Source organism: Comamonas sp. GW821-FHT11H03 (assembly GCF_058807955.1).
Map to the genome: position 1 here is coordinate 302,941 of NZ_JBXARF010000003.1, position 17,594 is coordinate 320,534.

Annotated in this window: 15 protein-coding genes and 1 pseudogene; 10 read left to right on the forward strand and 6 right to left on the reverse strand. The window is 59.7% G+C overall.

The genetic code is table 11. From position 1 onward, the window contains the following. The first annotated feature begins 17 nt into the window (after window positions 1–17). Complete coding sequence (locus AC1RTQ_RS09710; protein WP_492875284.1) at window positions 18–1,064, forward strand: quinone-dependent dihydroorotate dehydrogenase; 1,047 nt, start codon at window positions 18–20, stop codon at window positions 1,062–1,064. Between the two features lie 79 nt (window positions 1,065–1,143). On the opposite strand, the gene AC1RTQ_RS09715 is transcribed toward AC1RTQ_RS09710, so the two are convergent. From AC1RTQ_RS09715 to AC1RTQ_RS09725, 3 genes are read right to left on the reverse strand one after another with little or no spacing between them, the layout of a single operon-like run. Continuing rightward, on the reverse strand, window positions 1,144–1,518 hold the full coding sequence (locus tag AC1RTQ_RS09715; RefSeq protein ID WP_492875286.1) for a hypothetical protein: 375 nt from the start codon (window positions 1,516–1,518) through the stop codon (window positions 1,144–1,146). A 1-nt stretch (window position 1,519) separates the two neighbouring features. Next, window positions 1,520–1,921: a phage holin family protein gene (locus AC1RTQ_RS09720; RefSeq protein ID WP_302090897.1), complete on the reverse strand. Its 402-nt coding sequence runs from the start codon at window positions 1,919–1,921 to the stop codon at window positions 1,520–1,522. Window positions 1,922–1,946: 25 nt separating this feature from the next. Further along, complete coding sequence (locus tag AC1RTQ_RS09725; protein WP_003079290.1) at window positions 1,947–2,258, reverse strand: DUF883 domain-containing protein; 312 nt, start codon at window positions 2,256–2,258, stop codon at window positions 1,947–1,949. A gap of 594 nt (window positions 2,259–2,852) precedes the next feature. Here AC1RTQ_RS09725 and dsrO point away from each other — a divergent pair. From dsrO to AC1RTQ_RS09755, 6 genes are all read left to right on the forward strand, one after another. Continuing rightward, window positions 2,853–3,701 (forward strand): sulfate reduction electron transfer complex DsrMKJOP subunit DsrO, encoded by an 849-nt coding sequence (dsrO, locus tag AC1RTQ_RS09730; protein ID WP_492875289.1) that lies wholly within the window; start codon window positions 2,853–2,855, stop codon window positions 3,699–3,701. Window positions 3,702–3,714: 13 nt separating this feature from the next. Beyond that, entirely contained in the window at window positions 3,715–4,755 is a 1,041-nt protein-coding gene (gene nrfD / locus AC1RTQ_RS09735) for an NrfD/PsrC family molybdoenzyme membrane anchor subunit (RefSeq protein WP_492875291.1), read from the forward strand. Window positions 4,756–4,862: 107 nt separating this feature from the next. Then, window positions 4,863–8,069, forward strand: coding sequence for a tetrathionate reductase subunit A (locus AC1RTQ_RS09740; RefSeq protein WP_492875293.1), 3,207 nt, complete (start codon window positions 4,863–4,865; stop codon window positions 8,067–8,069). Window positions 8,070–8,806: 737 nt separating this feature from the next. Then, window positions 8,807–9,481 (forward strand): hypothetical protein, encoded by a 675-nt coding sequence (locus AC1RTQ_RS09745; protein WP_302093291.1) that lies wholly within the window; start codon window positions 8,807–8,809, stop codon window positions 9,479–9,481. A gap of 335 nt (window positions 9,482–9,816) precedes the next feature. Continuing rightward, window positions 9,817–10,272 (forward strand): hypothetical protein, encoded by a 456-nt coding sequence (locus AC1RTQ_RS09750; protein ID WP_492875295.1) that lies wholly within the window; start codon window positions 9,817–9,819, stop codon window positions 10,270–10,272. Between the two features lie 384 nt (window positions 10,273–10,656). Further along, the gene (locus tag AC1RTQ_RS09755) at window positions 10,657–11,196 is read left to right on the forward strand and encodes a DUF1697 domain-containing protein (RefSeq protein ID WP_304349173.1); all 540 of its coding nucleotides are present in this window, start codon (window positions 10,657–10,659) and stop codon (window positions 11,194–11,196) included. 88 nt (window positions 11,197–11,284) lie between these two features. On the opposite strand, the gene AC1RTQ_RS09760 is transcribed toward AC1RTQ_RS09755, so the two are convergent. Then, complete coding sequence (locus AC1RTQ_RS09760) at window positions 11,285–11,914, reverse strand: DUF2625 domain-containing protein (protein ID WP_302090903.1); 630 nt, start codon at window positions 11,912–11,914, stop codon at window positions 11,285–11,287. Between the two features lie 142 nt (window positions 11,915–12,056). Continuing rightward, window positions 12,057–12,452, reverse strand: coding sequence for a VOC family protein (locus AC1RTQ_RS09765; protein ID WP_492875298.1), 396 nt, complete (start codon window positions 12,450–12,452; stop codon window positions 12,057–12,059). A gap of 440 nt (window positions 12,453–12,892) precedes the next feature. On the opposite strand from AC1RTQ_RS09765, the gene AC1RTQ_RS09770 reads away from it, so the two are divergent. Together AC1RTQ_RS09770 and AC1RTQ_RS09775 are read left to right on the forward strand one after the other, a co-directional pair. After that, window positions 12,893–13,810: a LysR family transcriptional regulator gene (locus AC1RTQ_RS09770; protein WP_302090905.1), complete on the forward strand. Its 918-nt coding sequence runs from the start codon at window positions 12,893–12,895 to the stop codon at window positions 13,808–13,810. A 169-nt stretch (window positions 13,811–13,979) separates the two neighbouring features. Beyond that, window positions 13,980–15,611 carry an ATP-binding cassette domain-containing protein gene (locus tag AC1RTQ_RS09775; protein WP_304349171.1) on the forward strand — a complete coding sequence of 544 codons (1,632 nt, stop codon included), beginning with the start codon at window positions 13,980–13,982 and terminating at the stop codon, window positions 15,609–15,611. A 72-nt stretch (window positions 15,612–15,683) separates the two neighbouring features. On the opposite strand, the gene AC1RTQ_RS09780 is transcribed toward AC1RTQ_RS09775, so the two are convergent. Beyond that, the gene (locus tag AC1RTQ_RS09780) at window positions 15,684–16,094 is read right to left on the reverse strand and encodes a hypothetical protein (protein ID WP_492875301.1); all 411 of its coding nucleotides are present in this window, start codon (window positions 16,092–16,094) and stop codon (window positions 15,684–15,686) included. 236 nt (window positions 16,095–16,330) lie between these two features. Between AC1RTQ_RS09780 and AC1RTQ_RS09785 the strand changes: the two are divergent. Continuing rightward, window positions 16,331–17,315, forward strand: a pseudogene (locus tag AC1RTQ_RS09785) (linear amide C-N hydrolase). Window positions 17,316–17,594 lie beyond the last annotated feature (279 nt).

A 17,594-nucleotide genomic window follows, 5' to 3' on the forward strand; every position in this document is an offset into this window, starting at 1 on the left:
ATCCTGCGATTATCCTCATGTCTCTTATTCCTTACTCACTGACGCGTCCTATTCTTTTCGGCATGGACCCCGAAGCGGCCCACGACCTCACCATGAACCTCATGGCCAAGGGTCAAAACACCTTGCTCCAGAAAGCCTGGGCACGCCCTCTGATCAGCGACCCCATCGAGCTCGCCGGCCTCAAGTTCCCGAACCGTGTGGGCATGGCCGCAGGCCTGGACAAGAATGCACGCTGCATCGATGCGCTGGCCGCCATGGGTTTCGGCTTTGTGGAAGTCGGCACCGTCACGCCCCGCCCCCAGCCCGGCAATCCCAAGCCCCGCATGTTCCGCATTCCTGAAAAGAATGCACTGATCAACCGCCTGGGCTTTAACAACGAAGGCCTGGATGCGTTCCTGGCCAATGTGCGTCGCTCGCAAGTGCGCGCCAATGGCGGCGCCATGCTGCTGGGCCTGAACATCGGCAAGAACGCCATAACCCCCATCGAAGAGGCCACCAGCGACTACATCAAGGCGCTGGACGGCGTGTACCCTCATGCCGACTATGTGACGGTCAACATCAGCTCGCCCAACACCAAGAATCTGCGTGCACTGCAAAGCGACGAGGCGCTGGATGCTCTGCTGGGTGCGGTCGCCAATCGCCGCGAACAGCTTTCCAGCCAGCATGGCAAGCGCACGCCGGTGTTTGTGAAGATCGCTCCCGACCTCGATGAAGAGCAGGTCGGCGTGATTGCGGCGACGCTGGAGCGCCACGGCATGGATGGCGTGATTGCCACCAACACCACCATCAGCCGTGATGCCGTCAAGGGTCTGCAGCATGCCGAAGAAGCCGGCGGCCTGTCCGGCGCGCCCGTGCTCGAAGCCAGCAACCAGATCATTCGCCAGCTACGCTCAGCCCTTGGCAGCCGCTTTCCCATCATTGGCGTGGGCGGCATCCTGAGCGGTGCGGACGCCGTGAGCAAGATCCGCGCGGGTGCCGATGTGGTGCAGATCTACAGCGGCCTGATCTATCGCGGCCCCGACCTGGTCACCGAAGCAGCCCAGGCCATCGCCCATATGCACTGAGCTTGACGCGTGGCCTGGCCGTGCAAAAAAGAAACAGCCCGTCATGCCTGAGCCTGACGGGCTGTTTTTTTACGACCCTTCAGCCGCGTGTACGTTGCTGCAGTTTGAGGATCCAGGGCAGTGCTGCGCTGCCCCAGCGAATCAGCTTGCGTGGTCCCAGAACCATCAGCAAACCACCTGCAGCCGCCGTTGCCAGCGGATGCAGGCGAACGAAAGACAGCAGTCGCTCAGGCAAGGGAGCCTCTGCGTCCACATGCGGAGTTTGCGTAGTGCGCAGGCCAAGCGCCTGCGCCTTGGCCGCAGCCCTGGCCTTGATGCGTGCACGTTGCTTGGCAATGCGCAAAAGCACCAGCTTCTGCTCGGCGGTCGCCTCATTCCAAAGCAGAGCATCCATGCCTGCGGGCTTGACGGGCTCCAACTCTGCGGATCGCGAATCGGGAGAGATGCCGCTCATGCTAAATCCTCTCCTTCAGCGCTTGCCAATCCGATTTGAGCTCGCGCCGAGTGAGCTTGAAAGGGCTGGAGAGTTGATTGACAGCTGCCAGCAGTCGCCACAGCCCCAGGCCCCAGACCAGAACCCAGCCACCGACCAGCAGCCACGCCACCAACTGACGATGCTCACTATCCCAGAACTGCACGAGCACAGCCATGGACAGGACGATGAGCACGACCACGGTGAGTGCACCCAGCACAATGGCCAATACCGCCAGCGCTTGCATGCTGCGCTTGTGCTGCTGCCACTCAAGCTGCGCAAGATCAACCCGATCTTCGGCCGCAATCGCGGCCTCGTTCAGATTGGCACGCCAGCGCTCCAGCAGGGAATCAAGACCCAGTAGTGAAATCAAATTCACAGGCACTTGTCCTTTTGCAGCTTAGCAATGCTTAGCGGCGACCCAGCATGAAACCCAGCAGTGCACCCACTGCCAGCGCGGCACCGGCGACGCGCCAGGGTTCGTCGTGAGCGTAACGATCCGCCACATCGGCAGCTTCACGTGCCTGACGAGCGGCATCCTGAGCGGCACGCACGGCAGACTCGCGCACGTTGGCCATGCCGTCGTCGATGCGCTGACGAAGCACGCCGATTTCAGGAAGCTTGTCCAGTTCACGGGCAGACAGCAGACCACGCAGATCGCTGACCAGTTTTTCCAGATCGTCTTGGGCGGTGGAAACGGCGTCGGAAACAGAGCGTGACATATCGATCCTTTCAATGTGACGAAATTGGAATATCGCATGCACTTGGCAGTGCACCAAGATAGCTGCGAGACAGCAAGCATCAGGGCCGGCCGCTCATAAAACCTGCAGCATGTGAACATCTTACAGAAAACGCACCGCCTCCAAGAAACTCGCGGGCCTGCAGCACTGTCGGACAGCAACGAAACTGCCTCATATCAAGGATATATAAAGCCACTCAAGGCTCCAAACCAATCTGTTTGCTGCAGCAACCTTTGCGGTGGCGCAGCAGATCGAACTCAGCATGCGCTCAGGCACGCGATGTATGCATAGCTTGATCTCCAGCACTTGCCACCAAGTAAAGCGGATTACATACGGCAACACACTGATTGCTTAACAGTTCATTAATAAAGTGACTGCATGCTCGGCGACAAGTCATCTTCTTGCGAGATTTCCATGCAAAAAAATCTTGGGCAAGCCAAGACTTGACTCAAATCAAGTGACGCAAGCGGCAACTTTCATATAGTCAATTAGACATAAAAGATATTAATTTAATACTCTTTTGTGTTTAAGGCATCGGGGTCTTCTGGTGCCAGTGCGACGATGAAAGGAAGGGCCATGCCACTTCAGAAACGAGAACTCTCCGACTGCTCAACCAGCAGCTCGGCCTGCACCTGCAGCACCCCACCCATTGCCCGGACACCTCAGCAGGCAGTGCCGGCGCCCACCAAGCGCGGTTTTTTGCAGGACTTGATTGCCATGGCGGCCAGCTTCGGCGTTGCGGGCAGCGCCCGCGCAGCGCTTCCCGGCGACCCCAGCTTTCAGCCCATACGCCGACCCGGCATGAAAGGCAAGCGCTTCGGCATGCTGGTCGATATGCGCAAGTGCATTGGCTGCCAGGCCTGCACGGTGAGCTGCTCGGTCGAAAACCAGCCCCCCATCGGCCAGTTCCGCACCACGGTGCTGCAGTACGAAATCGAGCAGGCCGGCGACACGGCTGCCGCCATGGTCAGTCTGCCGCGACTGTGCAACCACTGCGACGAACCGCCCTGCGTGCCCGTCTGCCCGGTGCAAGCCACATTTCAGCGCACCGACGGGATCGTTCTTGTCGACAACGAGCGCTGCGTGGGTTGCGGCTATTGCGTGCAGGCCTGCCCCTACGACGCACGCTTCATCAATCACGAAACGCAGACCGCCGACAAATGCACCTTCTGTGAACACCGCCTTGAAGCCGGCTTGCTGCCCGCCTGCGTGGAAAGCTGCGTGGGCGGTGCACGCGTGATTGGCGACCTGAACGACGCACACAGCGAAATCAACCAGCGCATCAATGTTCACAAGGACGAGATCAAGGTCCTCAAGCCCGGCATGAAGACCAAGCCACATGTCTTCTACATCGGCCTGCCCGATGAGTTTGTGAACGGTGTCGATGGTCAGGCCACAGTTCGCCTTGTTGCCGAACATCTGTGAATGGAGCGCCCTCATGCAAATCATTGAACTCCTGACCCCGGCCTACGAAGCGGCATGGCTGCCATGGGCCGTGCAGTATTTCTTTCTCGTCGGCATGGCCACGGGGGCTGCACTGCTGACTTCGGCCTGTGCGTTCGGCCCGGCACGAGGCTTGCTCCAGCGCCTGCTGCCCACAGCCGTGCTGGTACTGGCCGTGAGCGCGATTGCCGCACCTGTCGCCCTGCTGGCCGACCTGCACCAGCCCGCGCGCTTCTGGCATTTCTATGCCCACCTCACACCCTGGTCGTGGATGAGCCTGGGTGCCGTGCTCATGCCCACGTTTGTCGGGCTGTGCGTGTTGATGTGCGCGCTGTGGTGGCTGGGCAAGCACCGGTTGATGCGCCTGCTGGTGCCTGTACTGGTGCTGTCCACACTCAGCATCGTGGTCTACACGGGCGCCGAAATCATGGTCATCCGCTCGCGCCCGCTGTGGAACACGCTGTGGGTACCGATCAATCTGGCACTCAGCGGCTGGCTGGCTACCGTGGGCATGGGCTTTGTGCTCTACCGCTTTCTGCCCCGAGCCCTGCAGCCTGATGTGGCAGCCCTGCAAGGGTTGCGCCATCTGGGCCTGTGGCTGGCCACCGGCCTGATTGCCAGTGCACTGACCTGGGGAATTGCCGGGATCGCGGGCCAGAGTCCTTCATTTGACATGGCGGTGCGCCTGTTCCATGAGTTCCCTGTCTGGCGCATCTCCATGCTGGGCTCGGCCGTGTTTGGCGCAGCCGTGGTGATGGCCCTGCTGCGCGGCGAGCATCGTCTGGCAGCCAAGGGCTACACCCTGGTGCTGGGCGCCGGCCTGGCGGCATCGGCATGGGCCTTCCGCTGGGCACTGTTCATGGGCGTGCAGGGCGTGCCCAAGTTTGGCGCAGGCCTGTATCTGTACAGCATGCCTCTGGGCGGTGAAGGGCTGATGGGCATGCTGGGCATGGCTGGCCTGTGCGTGGCACTGGTTGCGCTGGCCACCTGGGCGCTGGAGCTGTTCCCGGCTCGCAAGCCCGCTAGCGCCGCCTAAAAATCAAGCCAAGTACTTATACAACGCAATACCCGCAAGCGCCAGCAGCTATCAAAACCATAGAAACGCTGCAGCGCTTGCCCTTCCCTCACACACAGGGCAAGACCATGACTGACAAGAGACTCTCCCCCGAACAATCACAAGATACCGAGGCCGGCCACATCGATGCCGGTCGCACCGATGCCGGCCGCCGCCGCATGCTGCTGCGCGGCGGTGCCGTCGCAGGCGGTCTGGCTGCTTTTGCCGCCGGCTATGGCGAAACCGTGGCCAAGGGCGCCAAGGGGCTGATCACCGGCACCTCGGGAAAAACCACCCAAAGCGCCACGCGCGGCAACTCTCTGACGCCCGAATTCCGTATCGACCCCATCAGCGGCAAGCTGACGACCCAGCCCGGTCAGGTGGTCAGCCCCTCCTCGTGTCTGGGCTGCTGGACGCAGTGCGGCGTGCGCGTGCGCGTCGATGCCGATCACAACCAGATCATCCGTATCGCCGGAAACCCCTACCACCCGCTGGCCACCACCAACCCCGCGCCCATGGAAACGCCAGTGCGCGAGGTCTACGCCATGCTGGGCGGCGACAACGGCCTGGAAGGCCGCGCCACCAGTTGCGCACGCGGCTCGGCCATGCTGGAGCACCAGAAAGCTCCGCACCGCGTACTCAAGCCGCTCAAGCGCGTCGGCCCGCGCGGCTCGGGCCAGTGGAAGACCATGACGCTCGAAGAGCTGGTTCAGGAAATCTGCGAAGGCGGCAACCTGTTTGGCGAAGGCCATGTTGACGGCCTGCGTGCCATCCGCGATGTGAAGACGCTTATCGACGAAGCCAATCCCGAATACGGCCCCAAATCCAACCAGTTGCTGCTGACCGAGGCCGCCAACGAAGGCCGCACACCGCTGGTCAACCGCTTTGCCAAACAGTCGTTCGGCACCATCAATGTGTCCAACCACGGCTCTTACTGCGGCCAGACTTACCGCGTTGGCACAGGTGCAGCCCTGGGCGACATCGCAGGCATGCCCCACGGCAAACCCGACTGGAAGAACTCACGCTTTGGCCTGTTTATCGGCACCTCACCCGCGCAATCGGGCAACCCTTTCCAACGCGTGGGCCGCGAGTTGGCCGAGGCCCGATCGCGTGGCGAGAACACCTACCGATACGTCGTCGTCTCGCCCATGCTGCCCACCTCTTCCAGCGTGGCCGCGGGCAACAACAACCGCTGGCTGCCCGTGAAGCCCGGCAGCGACTTGGCGCTGGCCATGGGCCTGATCCGCTGGATCATCGACAACGAGCGCTACGACAAGCAGTTCCTTGCCCAGCCCGGCCCCGCCGCCATGGCCGCCGTGGGCGAGGCATCGTGGAGCAACGCTACCCATTTACTGATCAACGAGCCCAAGCACCCGCGCTTTGGCCAGTTCCTGCGCGGTGCCGATATCGGTCTGCCCATGCCCGAGCCCGTGGACGAGAACACTCCCGCCGAAGACGTGTATGTGGTGCAACTGGCCGATGGAACGCACGCCGCCCACACCGTGACCACACCTGCCGAGCTGATCGTGGAGCGCGAGTTCACACCTATCAAGGCCGCTGACGCTACCGAAGAGTCCGCCCCCATTCAGGTTTGCACCGCATTCGTCAAACTGCGCGCCGAGGCGCACAAAAAGACGCTGGAGGAATACGCCGCCCTGTGCAACGTACCCGTCAAGGAAATCGAAGACCTGGCACGCGAATTCACCAGCCACGGCAAGCAGGCCGTGGCCAACTCGCATGGCGGGACGATGAATGGCTCGGGCTTTTACACCGCCTACGCCATCGCCATGCTCAACAACCTGATCGGCAACCTCAACGTGCGCGGCGGCTGGGTCATGGACGCTGGCCCGTTCGGCCCCTTTGGCCCCGGCCCGCGCTACAACTTTGCGCAGTTTGAAGGGGCTGTTAAACCCAAGGGCGTGGCCCTGTCGCGCACTAAGTTCCCCTACGAGAAGACCAGCGAATTCCAGCGCAAAAAGGAAGCGGGCCAGAACCCCTACCCCGCCAAAGCGCCCTGGTACCCCGCGCCCGGAGGCCTTAGCAGCGAAATGCTGGCCGCCGGCATGCTGGGCTACCCCTACCCGGTCAAGGCGTGGATCAACCACATGAGCAACCCCATCTACGCCATGTGCGGGTTTGAGAACACGCTGGCCGATGCCGTCAAGGATGTGAAAAAGCTGCCGCTTTTCGTCTCGGTCGACCCCTTCATCAACGAGACCTCTGCCCTGGCCGACTACATCGTGCCCGACACTGTCACCTATGAGAGCTGGGGCATTGGCGCGCCCTGGGCCGATGTGGTGGCCAAGAGCAGCACTGTGCGCTGGCCCACCGTGGAAGCCGCCACCGCCAAAACGGCCGATGGCCAACCCATCAGCTTCGAGACCTTTATCTTTGCCGTGGCCAAGCAGCTGGGCCTGCCCGGTTTTGGCAAAAACGCCATGTCCACCAAGGATGGCGAGCCGCTGGATTTGGAAAACGCCGAAGACTTCTACCTGCGTGGCATGTGCAATATCGCCTACCAGGCGGGCAAGCCCGTGCCTGAAGCCAGCGATGACGACATCGAGATCACGGGCCTGAAAAAGTGGATGCCCTCGGTCGAAACCCGCGTCAAACCCGAAGAAGTGCGCCGCGTCGCCATGGTCATGAGCCGTGGCGGCCGCTTTGACCGCCAGGACGACGCGTGGAAGGGCGACCAGCTCAAGCTGCAAGCCAAGTTCCCCGTCACCTTCTGGAACGAAGCCCTCTCCAAAATGCGCCACTCCATGACGGGCGAGCGCTACAGCGGCTGCCCCACCTGGTACCCTACGCGCCTGGCCGATGGCTCGGACATGCGCCAAGTGTTTTCCGAGCAAGACTGGCCGCTGACCATGACCAGCTACAAGTCCAACTTGATGAGCAGCATGTCCATCGCCGCCTCACGGCTGCGCCAGGTGCACCCGCACAATCCTGTGAGCATCAACAAGGCCGACGCGGCAAAGCTGGGCATCGCCAATGGCGACCACATCGTACTCAGCACCCCCGGCGGTAAACTCCAAGGCGTGGCCTTGGTACGCGCTGGTATCGCGCCCGGTGCGATCGCCATTGAGCATGGCTACGGTCACAAGCAACTAGGCACCGTGTCCCACAAGGTCGACGGCCAGCCCACCCATGCCAACCCGCAGCACGGCAATGGCGTGAACCTCAATGCTCTGGGCTTTACCGATCCGACCCGACCTGAAAAGGACAATGTATGGATTGACTGGGTATCAGGGGCAGTGGTCAGGCAAGGGTTACCAGTGAGAGTGAGAAAAGCTTGATAAGGGCCTGAAGCTCTGGCGGGCGATCGGGACGGAAAATCCCGTCGCTCGCATCTACCAGGGATGGCCTTGAAACGACTGCCAACAACCCGCTGCGATATCTTGAGCCTGCCGAGGAGCAACCGCATTGCTGCCCATTGGCTTGCAGCAAAAATCGAGGCCGGATTAGGGATTTGGTTTACCGCAACATTGGACATGGCAAACCGCAAGCCCCATTCCCGGATGACCGTCTTTCAGCTTCTATGAAAGCTCGAAAAATGGCAATAAATTCATGAAACACTATTCAATCAAATAGGAAAGTACATTCTTTACAATTAAAAACCACTCAATATTGGTATTTAAAATCAAAGAAAACAAGGTTTTTTCTTCTCCGGAAAATTTTCCGCATACAAGCATCAGAATATAGATGATTATATTGTTTTGAAAATTACACTTAAAAACAATATCTAAATTATCTGATTTCGCTTCATTGTTGATAGCAATGAAGTTATAAATTTCAATAAATTGCACAAATAGCAGCAGATAAGCGAAATCCTATTTCGTGCCCAAACAAGGTATTTCTGTTTTCATCCGGCTTATTGAAACTGCCATTAACCGAATGAACGTTTTGGAACAAACCAGACACCTGCGAAGCCAAAACGCAACTTCGGTTGGCATTGATCACTGTGCAATGGCAAATGATCTTTCGCCTGAATTCATCCCGGTGGTCTGAGAACTCGCTGTTCAAAGGAATGATCATGAAAAAGTCTTTGATTGTCATGGCGGTTGCTGCCTTGGCTGGTGTGGCATCTGCTGCAACCAACACGGGGACCAATGCATCCTCGGGAACCTATTCCTCGGTTGCAAGCTCCGGCACCGGCAGCGCTGTGAGCTTCAATAGTGCGACGGCCAGCGCTCACGCAAGCGGCTTTGGAACCAGCACCGGTACAACCGGTTCCTGGGGGCCTGTGGCCTCGGGCCAATCGAATGTCGGCGGAAGCGCATCCACCACAGGAACTGTCACCAGTCTTGCTGCGACCAGCGGGGGAGGCGTTGCTGGCGGCTACGGAGTCACCAACGCCAACGCACATTCGGATGTAGGTAGCAATTACCTCGGCCACGCTCCCGGCAAGTTGGTCAGCGGTGGCGCCGGAGGCTACGCAAACTCGAGCACCAACAATATGGCAGGAACTGCGTCCATCGGCAATGGCATTGCGGTGGTGAACAGCGCGGCCCATACCAACTCCTACTTTGGCGCGAACTCGCAGGCGATCTCGGGTCCTGGAGGAACCTCGACCAGCAATAACTCTGGCGCCTCCTCTATTGGCAACGCGACAACTACCGGGTTCAGCCTGGGTACAGCCTTCGGAGGCTCCAATGGAGGCGGAACTTCGGGCAATGCTTACGGATGGGCGAACTCGGCTGCCAACTAGAGAAGGTCCGCGAACTCAGTTGTATTGCCCCCCGAGTTGAGGCCTCCCAAGTCAAGACTCGGGGACAAAGGAGAAACAGCATGAAAGCCTCAATAGCCTTGCTAAGCCTTTGTGTCCCTTTGTGCAGCTTTGCGCAGAACGCCGACAGCAGTGCACAAAGCCTCTCCAACTCCTCGTCCGTGGGAGCACAACAGAATCAGTCCATCACCATTGTCAATCCGGTCGTTGCCCCGACGGAAAGTCGATCTGCATCCACGATGGACAGCAGATCCACCTCAACTTCCGACCAAAAAATAACAACAAGCGGAACAACCACGCAGAACCTGAACAATACGGTGTCCGGCACATCCAAGAACATTGTGGAGTACACAGGTACTTACACCATGAAGAACGTTCCCAGTGTGAACGGCCCCAACCTCACGACCAGCAATGACACCTGCATGGGCAGCAGCAGCGGCAGTGCCAACGGCCCTGGCTTTGGCGTGAGCTTCGGCACCACCTGGACGGACGATCATTGCAAGCGCCTGAAAATGAGCCGTGAGCTCTGGAACAAGGGCATGAAGGCCGCCTCTCTGGCAATGGACTGCATGGATCCCGCCGCTCGCGTAGCACTGGAGATCACGGGCTCGAAATGCCCGCAATCCATGACAGTAGAAGAGCGCCGCAACAACTACGGCCCGGATGCTTCGGCACAAGGCAGTCCTGCACCGTCTACCGAGCAGGCCGTTTCTGGCGCCGGTCTCGGGCAGGCAATTGAGTCCAGGCAAACGGCAAGCTTCTATCCGAACTGACGAGCGCTCAAGCCAATCCCCACGGGCGGCACAAGGGCAGCATGAGCCTGGGCGAATTCTGTGAAATGCAGCAGCAATCCGTGCAATGACTAGAGCTTTGGTCCAAGGCAAGCCCAGTTGACGCAGCTGTGGAATTTCTGTCTCATGGAAGGGCAAATCCATACAAGCACTGAAGAGTGCTGGCTGCGCTTTAAACCATGCCTCTGCAACCCCTCAGCCTGATCCATTGTGGACTGCAAGTCCTCCTGAATCCGCTCTATCCAGGCAGCCCCAATCTCGCGGGCTGCTGCGATACGCTAGCATTCTCTTTTGCACCTTGGCGCTCTGTCGCATCGTGCGGGATTTCTCCGCCTGCCCCTTCGAGATCCAGCCCATTTATCCGTCATGCCCATCTATGTTGCCCTGCTGCGGGCCGTCAATGTTGGCGGAACCAGCAAACTCCCCATGGCGGAGTTGAAGTCCATGTGCAAGGCCGAAGGGTTTGCGCAGGTACAGACCTATATTGCCAGCGGCAATGTGGTGCTGGATGCAGATTGCACTGAGCAGCAGCTCAAGTCGGCATTGGAGCGACGCCTGGCCAGTTATGCAGGTAAGCCCGTGGATGTCATCGTGCGCACGGCCCGGGAGATGACGGAGGTGCTGGCCAACAACCCCTTTCCCGAATCCCCGGGCAACCGCACTGTTGCCATCTTTCTCGATGAAGAACCACCTGCAGACACGCTGACCCAGATCAAGGGTCGCAAGGACGAACAACTGCAGTTGGGACGGCGCGAGATCTATGTGGCTTATGGTGCGGGAATGGGCAGTTCCAAGCTCAAGATTCCAGCAGCTGCCCAAGGTACTGCCAGAAATATCAACACGATTGCCCAATTGGTTGAAATGGCGACAGCACGCCATGAGATTGCGACGCGAAAAAAGCGCTGATACCCGCTTGAGCCGGTCGCACGCAGGCGGTGAAAGCGGCGCAGCCACCTGATACCTCATCCTTTGTCTTGGCTCAGGCAGGCTCTTTCTATCCACTCTTGCTCATGAATGCATAGTGTTCTGCCGCCGGTACCGGTCTGCGCGCACTCGAATGTATGGAGCCCTGCTCCGTGAAGAGAAAAGGATAGAAGCTCATGCAAGCATCATTGCCCATGCCGGCCACCTCGGTTTCCCAGCCTTCCCAACGCAAATCACGATAGAAGTCGCGCAGCCCCCCCGTGAAAGCCCATTGCACAAACGCCGTATGCCTCATCTCCAGCGATTCCCAGGCCCAGGTGTCTGGCGCTAGATAATGGATAGCCCCCAGATCCTCGCCAAGTGCCCCGCCATTGATGGCGAAGAATCCACCTACGGCATCGTCGGCAATCAGCAAAAATCCGCTGCTGCGCGCGCGATTCCACGCCGCGAGATCGCGCGTGAGCATGGGATGCCCCGAGCCCAGCATTCTGAGCCATCCCCCGTCAATGAGAACTCCACCGGTTCCATGGGCTATGGCACCCAGCGGCGAGCGTGTCGTGACCTGCAATGCAAGCAATACGGAGTCTCTCTGGGCCGAGGGAGGAAGACATTCGACAGGAACGCTCGCGTCCTGAGCCCAGGCTTGTATCAGCGACAAGGCCGGCTCGTCGCGCTCCAAAAGTTCTGCCAGTGCACGCATTGATCCCCCTTGATGCATAAGTCAATAACATCGGGATTCTGACATTTGATCCTGGTATCCAGAAGTCTCGTGAAAGGCTTCAAATCGATGCATGGCTCGACATTGACTTGATGGCTCATTCGCCAAGCATCGGCTCCAGCTGCTAGCTAACGCTTGGCAGTGTCTGGACTGCTTGCGCGGAATGAGGGTGTGACTGATTCAGACCTATGGTGCAGCCAAAGGGGTCAAGCAGCATTGCCGCAACCGCACCAAGGCTTGTGACAATAGGACCTCGGTACAAAACGGCCCCTCTTTGTTCAAGTTCCCATATCGCCTCCTGCAGATCAGCCACCTCCCAATAGACTGTCGCCCCGCCGACTCCACCTGGAGACTTACAGTCCTGCGGATGGAAACCAATCAGGCATCCTGGTGTCCTGATAAAAGCGTAGTGATGATTCTCATATTGCACCTCGGTCTGAAACAACTCGGCATACCAGATAGAAGCGGCATCAATATCTTGCACAAACAGCACGACGGATTCAATTTGCTTCAGCAACATAAGCTATCAAGGACTCTGCAAAAACATCGGTCCACAAATATAGCGCTGGCCTGGTGCTGAAAAACAACCGATATGCAGAAGCTGAGATCGCGTGAGAAGCATGCCGCGCAGCATCCAGAAGCAATCGATCCCCGAGAATGTCTGCCTCCTCCTCACCCGCCATTGGGTGGCACTCTGAAGCCCGCCCCTACTCGCGCCTCGGCGCGCTCCAGCCAATTCCGGACTTGTGCCAGCCAGCGCCATGCGCGAGCCTGCCCAGGCCCTGCCGCTTCAAGCCTGTGAGTGGACGCGGCTACAGCTCCGTCATCCAATGCGTCATATCCCGCGCTGCGGTCTTCAATTCGATGATTTTTCATGGTCAGCCAATGGTCTTTGGCGGCCAAACATCTGTAAAGTTGAATGATCTGACCATTCAATTCAGAAAATCTGATTCAAAGTCCATGCGAAACCTGAATCTCGATCAACTGCAGACCCTAATTGCCATCGCCGATCTCGGCACCTTTGCCGCGGCAGCCCAGGCGCTGCATCTGGCACCACCCACGGTCAGCCTGCACATCAAGGAGCTGGAGGCTCGCATGAACGCCACGCTGTTGCTGCGCGGCAGGCGCCAGGCAGAGCTGACATCGGCCGGCCAAGTGTTGGTCCAGAAAGGACGCAAGCTGCTCGAGGCCGGCGACGACCTGATCGATCAGGTGCAGCGTCACGCCAGCGGCCGCGCCGGCCTGGTCAAGGTGGGTGTATCGGCCGGAGTCAATATCCGGCTGTTTCCGCTGATGCTCGACGCCCTGAGTCGTCACAACCCGGGCATTGACATCAAGCTGGAGGCTGTGGGCTCGGCCGACTCCATGCAGCGCCTCAAGGCCGGAACGCTCGATATCGGCCTGGTCGCCAGCCCGCAGGCGGAGACGGCCGAGATCATGCTCACGCCCTGGCGTAACGACCCTATGGTGGCCCTGTTACCCGCAGCCTGGGAGGTCCCCGAACGGGTCAGCCCCGAATGGCTGGCAAGCCGCCCCTGGGCCTGCTTTGCTTCCGCCACGCAGATGCACGGCCTGATTGCCGGCTGGTTCGGCCAGGCAGGCCTGAGTCCTCGCCCATTCATTGCTCTGACCTATACCGAGGCGCTCAAAAGCTTGGCTGCCGCTGGTCAGGCTGCAGCTCTGCTGCCGCTGGAGGCCATGGAAGAGCAGCAACAACAGAGCAGTGTGCAAATACGGCATCTGTCACCCACCTTGATGCGCCCCATGGCCATCGCCCATCGCCAATTGCCGACGCTGAACCCTGCGGTCGCCAGCGTGCTGGCGGTGCTGGCGAAGTTCGGCAATCAGGCAGCGGTATCCACGCCACGCCTTTCTTGACCTCAGCGCCGCACAGCCTAAAATAGACCACTTCAACTTTCCACCGAGGCACTTCACCCATGCGCCATTGATGCCGCCGTCTGATTGACGGCCACCTCCCCTCCTCCCAATCGCTGCCGCCCATATGTGCAGCCTGGGGATGTTAGGCATCAACCCATCGCATGGTTCTATGACAGAAGCTCGCCTGACGCTGAATGGCGTCACCTACACGCTGCCCAATGGGTGGCCGCTCTTTTCCAATCTTTGCTGCAGCTTCGGCTCACAGCGCACGGCGCTGGTGGGCCGCAATGGCGTCGGAAAAACCGTGCTGGCCCGCATCCTGGCTGGAGAGTTGTCTCCTGGCGGCGGCAGCGTGACACGAGCGGGCCGCATTCACTATCTGCCGCAAAACCCGCTGGCATCGCGTCCGGGACTGAACCTTGCTGCACTTGCAGGCCTGGGCGACACGCTGCTGGCACTGGAGCGCATCGAACAAGGCAGCTGCGAAGCCAGCGACTACGAACTGCTAGCCGAGCGCTGGGACATACGTCAGCAGTTTCAGATGCAGCTTGAACGGATCGGCCTGCCTCAGCTGGCACCGCAAACACCTGCCAGCCAGCTCAGCGGCGGCCAGGCCATGCGCGTGGCGCTGCTGGGTGCACAACTGTCCCAGGCCGACTTTCTGATTCTGGACGAGCCCAGCAATCATCTGGACGCTGCCAGCCGCTCTGCCCTGGCGCAGCAACTGCAGCAATGGCGCAGCGGTCTGCTGCTGATCAGCCATGACAGAGTCTTGCTGGAGGCTATGGACTCTGTTGCGGAGCTGACCTCCAGCGCAATCACCATCTACGGCGGAAACTACTCTTTCTACAGAGAAGTCCAACGCCAGAAAAGCCAGAATGCACAAGACGAGCTGGCCCGCCTCAAGCTGGAACGCAGCCGCGCCGAGCAAGCCTTGCGCACGCAGCAGGAACGCCAGAGTCGCAGGCAGGCACGCGGTGAAAAGCTGGGAAAGAACGGCAATCAGGCCAAGATTCTGCTGGACGCGAGCAAGGAGCGCGCACAGAGTTCGGGCGGCAAGCTGGCGACCCAGCAGGCCACAGCGCGCGAAGCCCTGAACCAAAGCGTGCGCGAGGCCGCCCAGGCACTGCAGCGCCAAGTGGACTGGCAGGCCGAGAGCATTCACTGGCATCTGCCGCAAGGGCTCACGAGCAGCGGAGATCGCATAGTGGCCGAGCTGCGCGAGGTGCAACTGCCTCATGTGGCAGCGCACTCGTCCTTGAGCCTTGAGCTGCGTGCCGGTCAACGCATGGCCATCACCGGGCCCAATGGCTGCGGCAAGTCCACACTGCTGCAACTGCTGGCCGCTCAATTGCAGCCGCTGGCGGGTGAATGCAAGCTGAATGCGACACATGCCGTGCTCGACCAGCACCAGAGCTTGCTGCAACCTTCATCGTCGGTACTGAGCCAGTTGCTGACCGAGAGTCCGAGCACGCCCGAGTCGCTGCAACGCATGCGCCTGGCACAGATCGGACTGGACTCGCGCCATATCGACCAGCCCACCGGGCAGCTCAGCGGGGGCGAACGCCTCAAGGCCGCCATGGCCTGTGCGCTCTACCGCGACGAACCTGCTCAATTACTGCTGCTGGACGAGCCCGACAACCACCTGGATCTGCCGTCCCTACAGGCGCTGGAGAGCATGTTGCGCCAATACTCGGGCACGCTACTCATCGTCTCCCACGACGCGATGCTGCTCCAGGCTCTGGAGTTGACGCACCATCTCAGCTTTGCCTCTGGGAGATGGACATTGACAGCGCTCTGATCGCAGGAGTCGGCCCGCAGCGCTCCAACCTGCGGACAGTTACCTGGCGCCCCTGGTTTCGACTTCAGGGCTTCAGGAGGTCTTTTTCCAGTTTCGGCCATCCGTGGAGCGGTAGTCGCCTCCCGTGGCACAGCAGCCGCCCGCGCCAAAGGCCATTCGTCCCAGTGTGACCTGAAGCACGCCTGCTTCGTAACGGATGGACTGACGCTGACAGGAGGTGAAGAACGGGTAGGGCTCGGGAGCAAGTACTTTTTCCCAGTGGACTTCCCCCTTTTCCAGGGGCTCCACGAGAAAGACCTCGCAGTCGTGGACCAAGAGGAATACCGGCTGGCCTGCCAGCACACCTTTGAAGACCTGCTCCGGCGCCGCATCACGCGTGGCCTGCGCCTGCTTGCTCAGAGGTGCTGGGGGAGCGTCCGAATCACAGCCCGCCAGAGCGGTCAGCGCCAGCAACACCAGAGAAATTATGGGCTTTGCCATCATGGTGCCAGTATGCCAGCCGTTTCTACGATGCGCGGCATAGGGACGGGGCGAGATGCGGCTTGCCTCCAGGCCTCCCTGGTAGGTTAGGCTATGCGCATGGGACTGCCAGCAGCCAGACAAGGCCCTTGTCATGCTCAATCACGGCAGCAGTCACGCCAGTCTTCAATCATGCTTACGGATCAAGGAGTAGATTTGACCAGAATGCCGCGCATCCCCCCCAACTGGCCGTCCTGCTGATGGCCGCTTCAGCTATGGCCGCTACCACCAGCGCCTGAGCCTGCACCCGCCTGGTCTTTCACGGTGTCAACGGTCAGGTCATGACGGCCCGCTCCATAGACTGGAAAAGCGACATTGTCAGCAATCTCTGGGTGCTGCCGCGCGGCATGGAATGCAATGGTCAGACCGGCCAGAACACGCTGCGCTGGAAGTCCAAATACGGCAGCGTTATCACTTTGGGCGATGACATCTCGACCACGGACGGCATCAATGAAGCCGGTCTCAACGCCAATCTACTGTAGCTGGTGGAGTCCCAGTACCCGAGCTTTAATGCCAAGAGCAAACCCGGGCTGACGATTGCCGCCTGGGCGCAATATGTGCTGGACAACTGTGCCAGCGTAAAGGAGGCAGTGGCCGCGCTGGAGCAGGAGCCCTTCCCCATTGTCTCGGACAATGTGCACGGGGAAAGCCGCCTGACCACCTTGCATCTTTCCATGTCGGACGCCAGCGGCGACAGCGCCATCGTCGAATACATCCGGGGCAAGCAAGTCATTCACCATGACCGCAAGTGCCAGGTGATGACCAACTCCCCTACCTTCGATCAGCAACTGGCGCTCCACAGCTACCGGCACCAACCGCGCGGCCGATCGCTCTGCTCGGGCATCGTTCTATTTGAACGCCATTCCCGAGGACCCCAATCCCAACAAGGCACTGGCTAGTGTGATCCGCAATGTCTTGGTGCCCCACGGCATCAGCACGCCCGATCAGCCCAGTATCTCGTCCACGCGCTGGCGTACGGTGTTTGACCACCAGCTCAAGCTGTACTTCTGCGAGTCGGCTCTTACACCCAATACCATCTGGGTCGATCTCAAGGCACTGGATTTCGATGCGCAAACCGGTAAGGTCATGAAGCTGGACCCGGGGGCCGACCAGAGCCATACCTATTGCGGCAATGCCACCACAGAATTCAAGCCCTCCAAGCCTTTTCAGGCTCTGGGAATCTAAGGCTACTCTTCGAATTAGACATCCTCTTCCAAGGCCTCACCCTGCATAGCCATCCAAGCCCAAAAAGCAGGCCGCCGAAGTACTTTTGAAGCTCATGGTATTGGCTCAGCGGCATTCATGGCATCAGTCCTTTGTCAAACCTATCAGGGACTGCCTTGGCAGTAGCTGTTGACTACAAGCCGTAGGCCCGTATTCATGACCCATGTATTATCTTAATGGCTGGCAATTTTCGGCGTACGTACAGTGCGCCAAGTCTTGCCCCATAGTTTGACAGGCGGG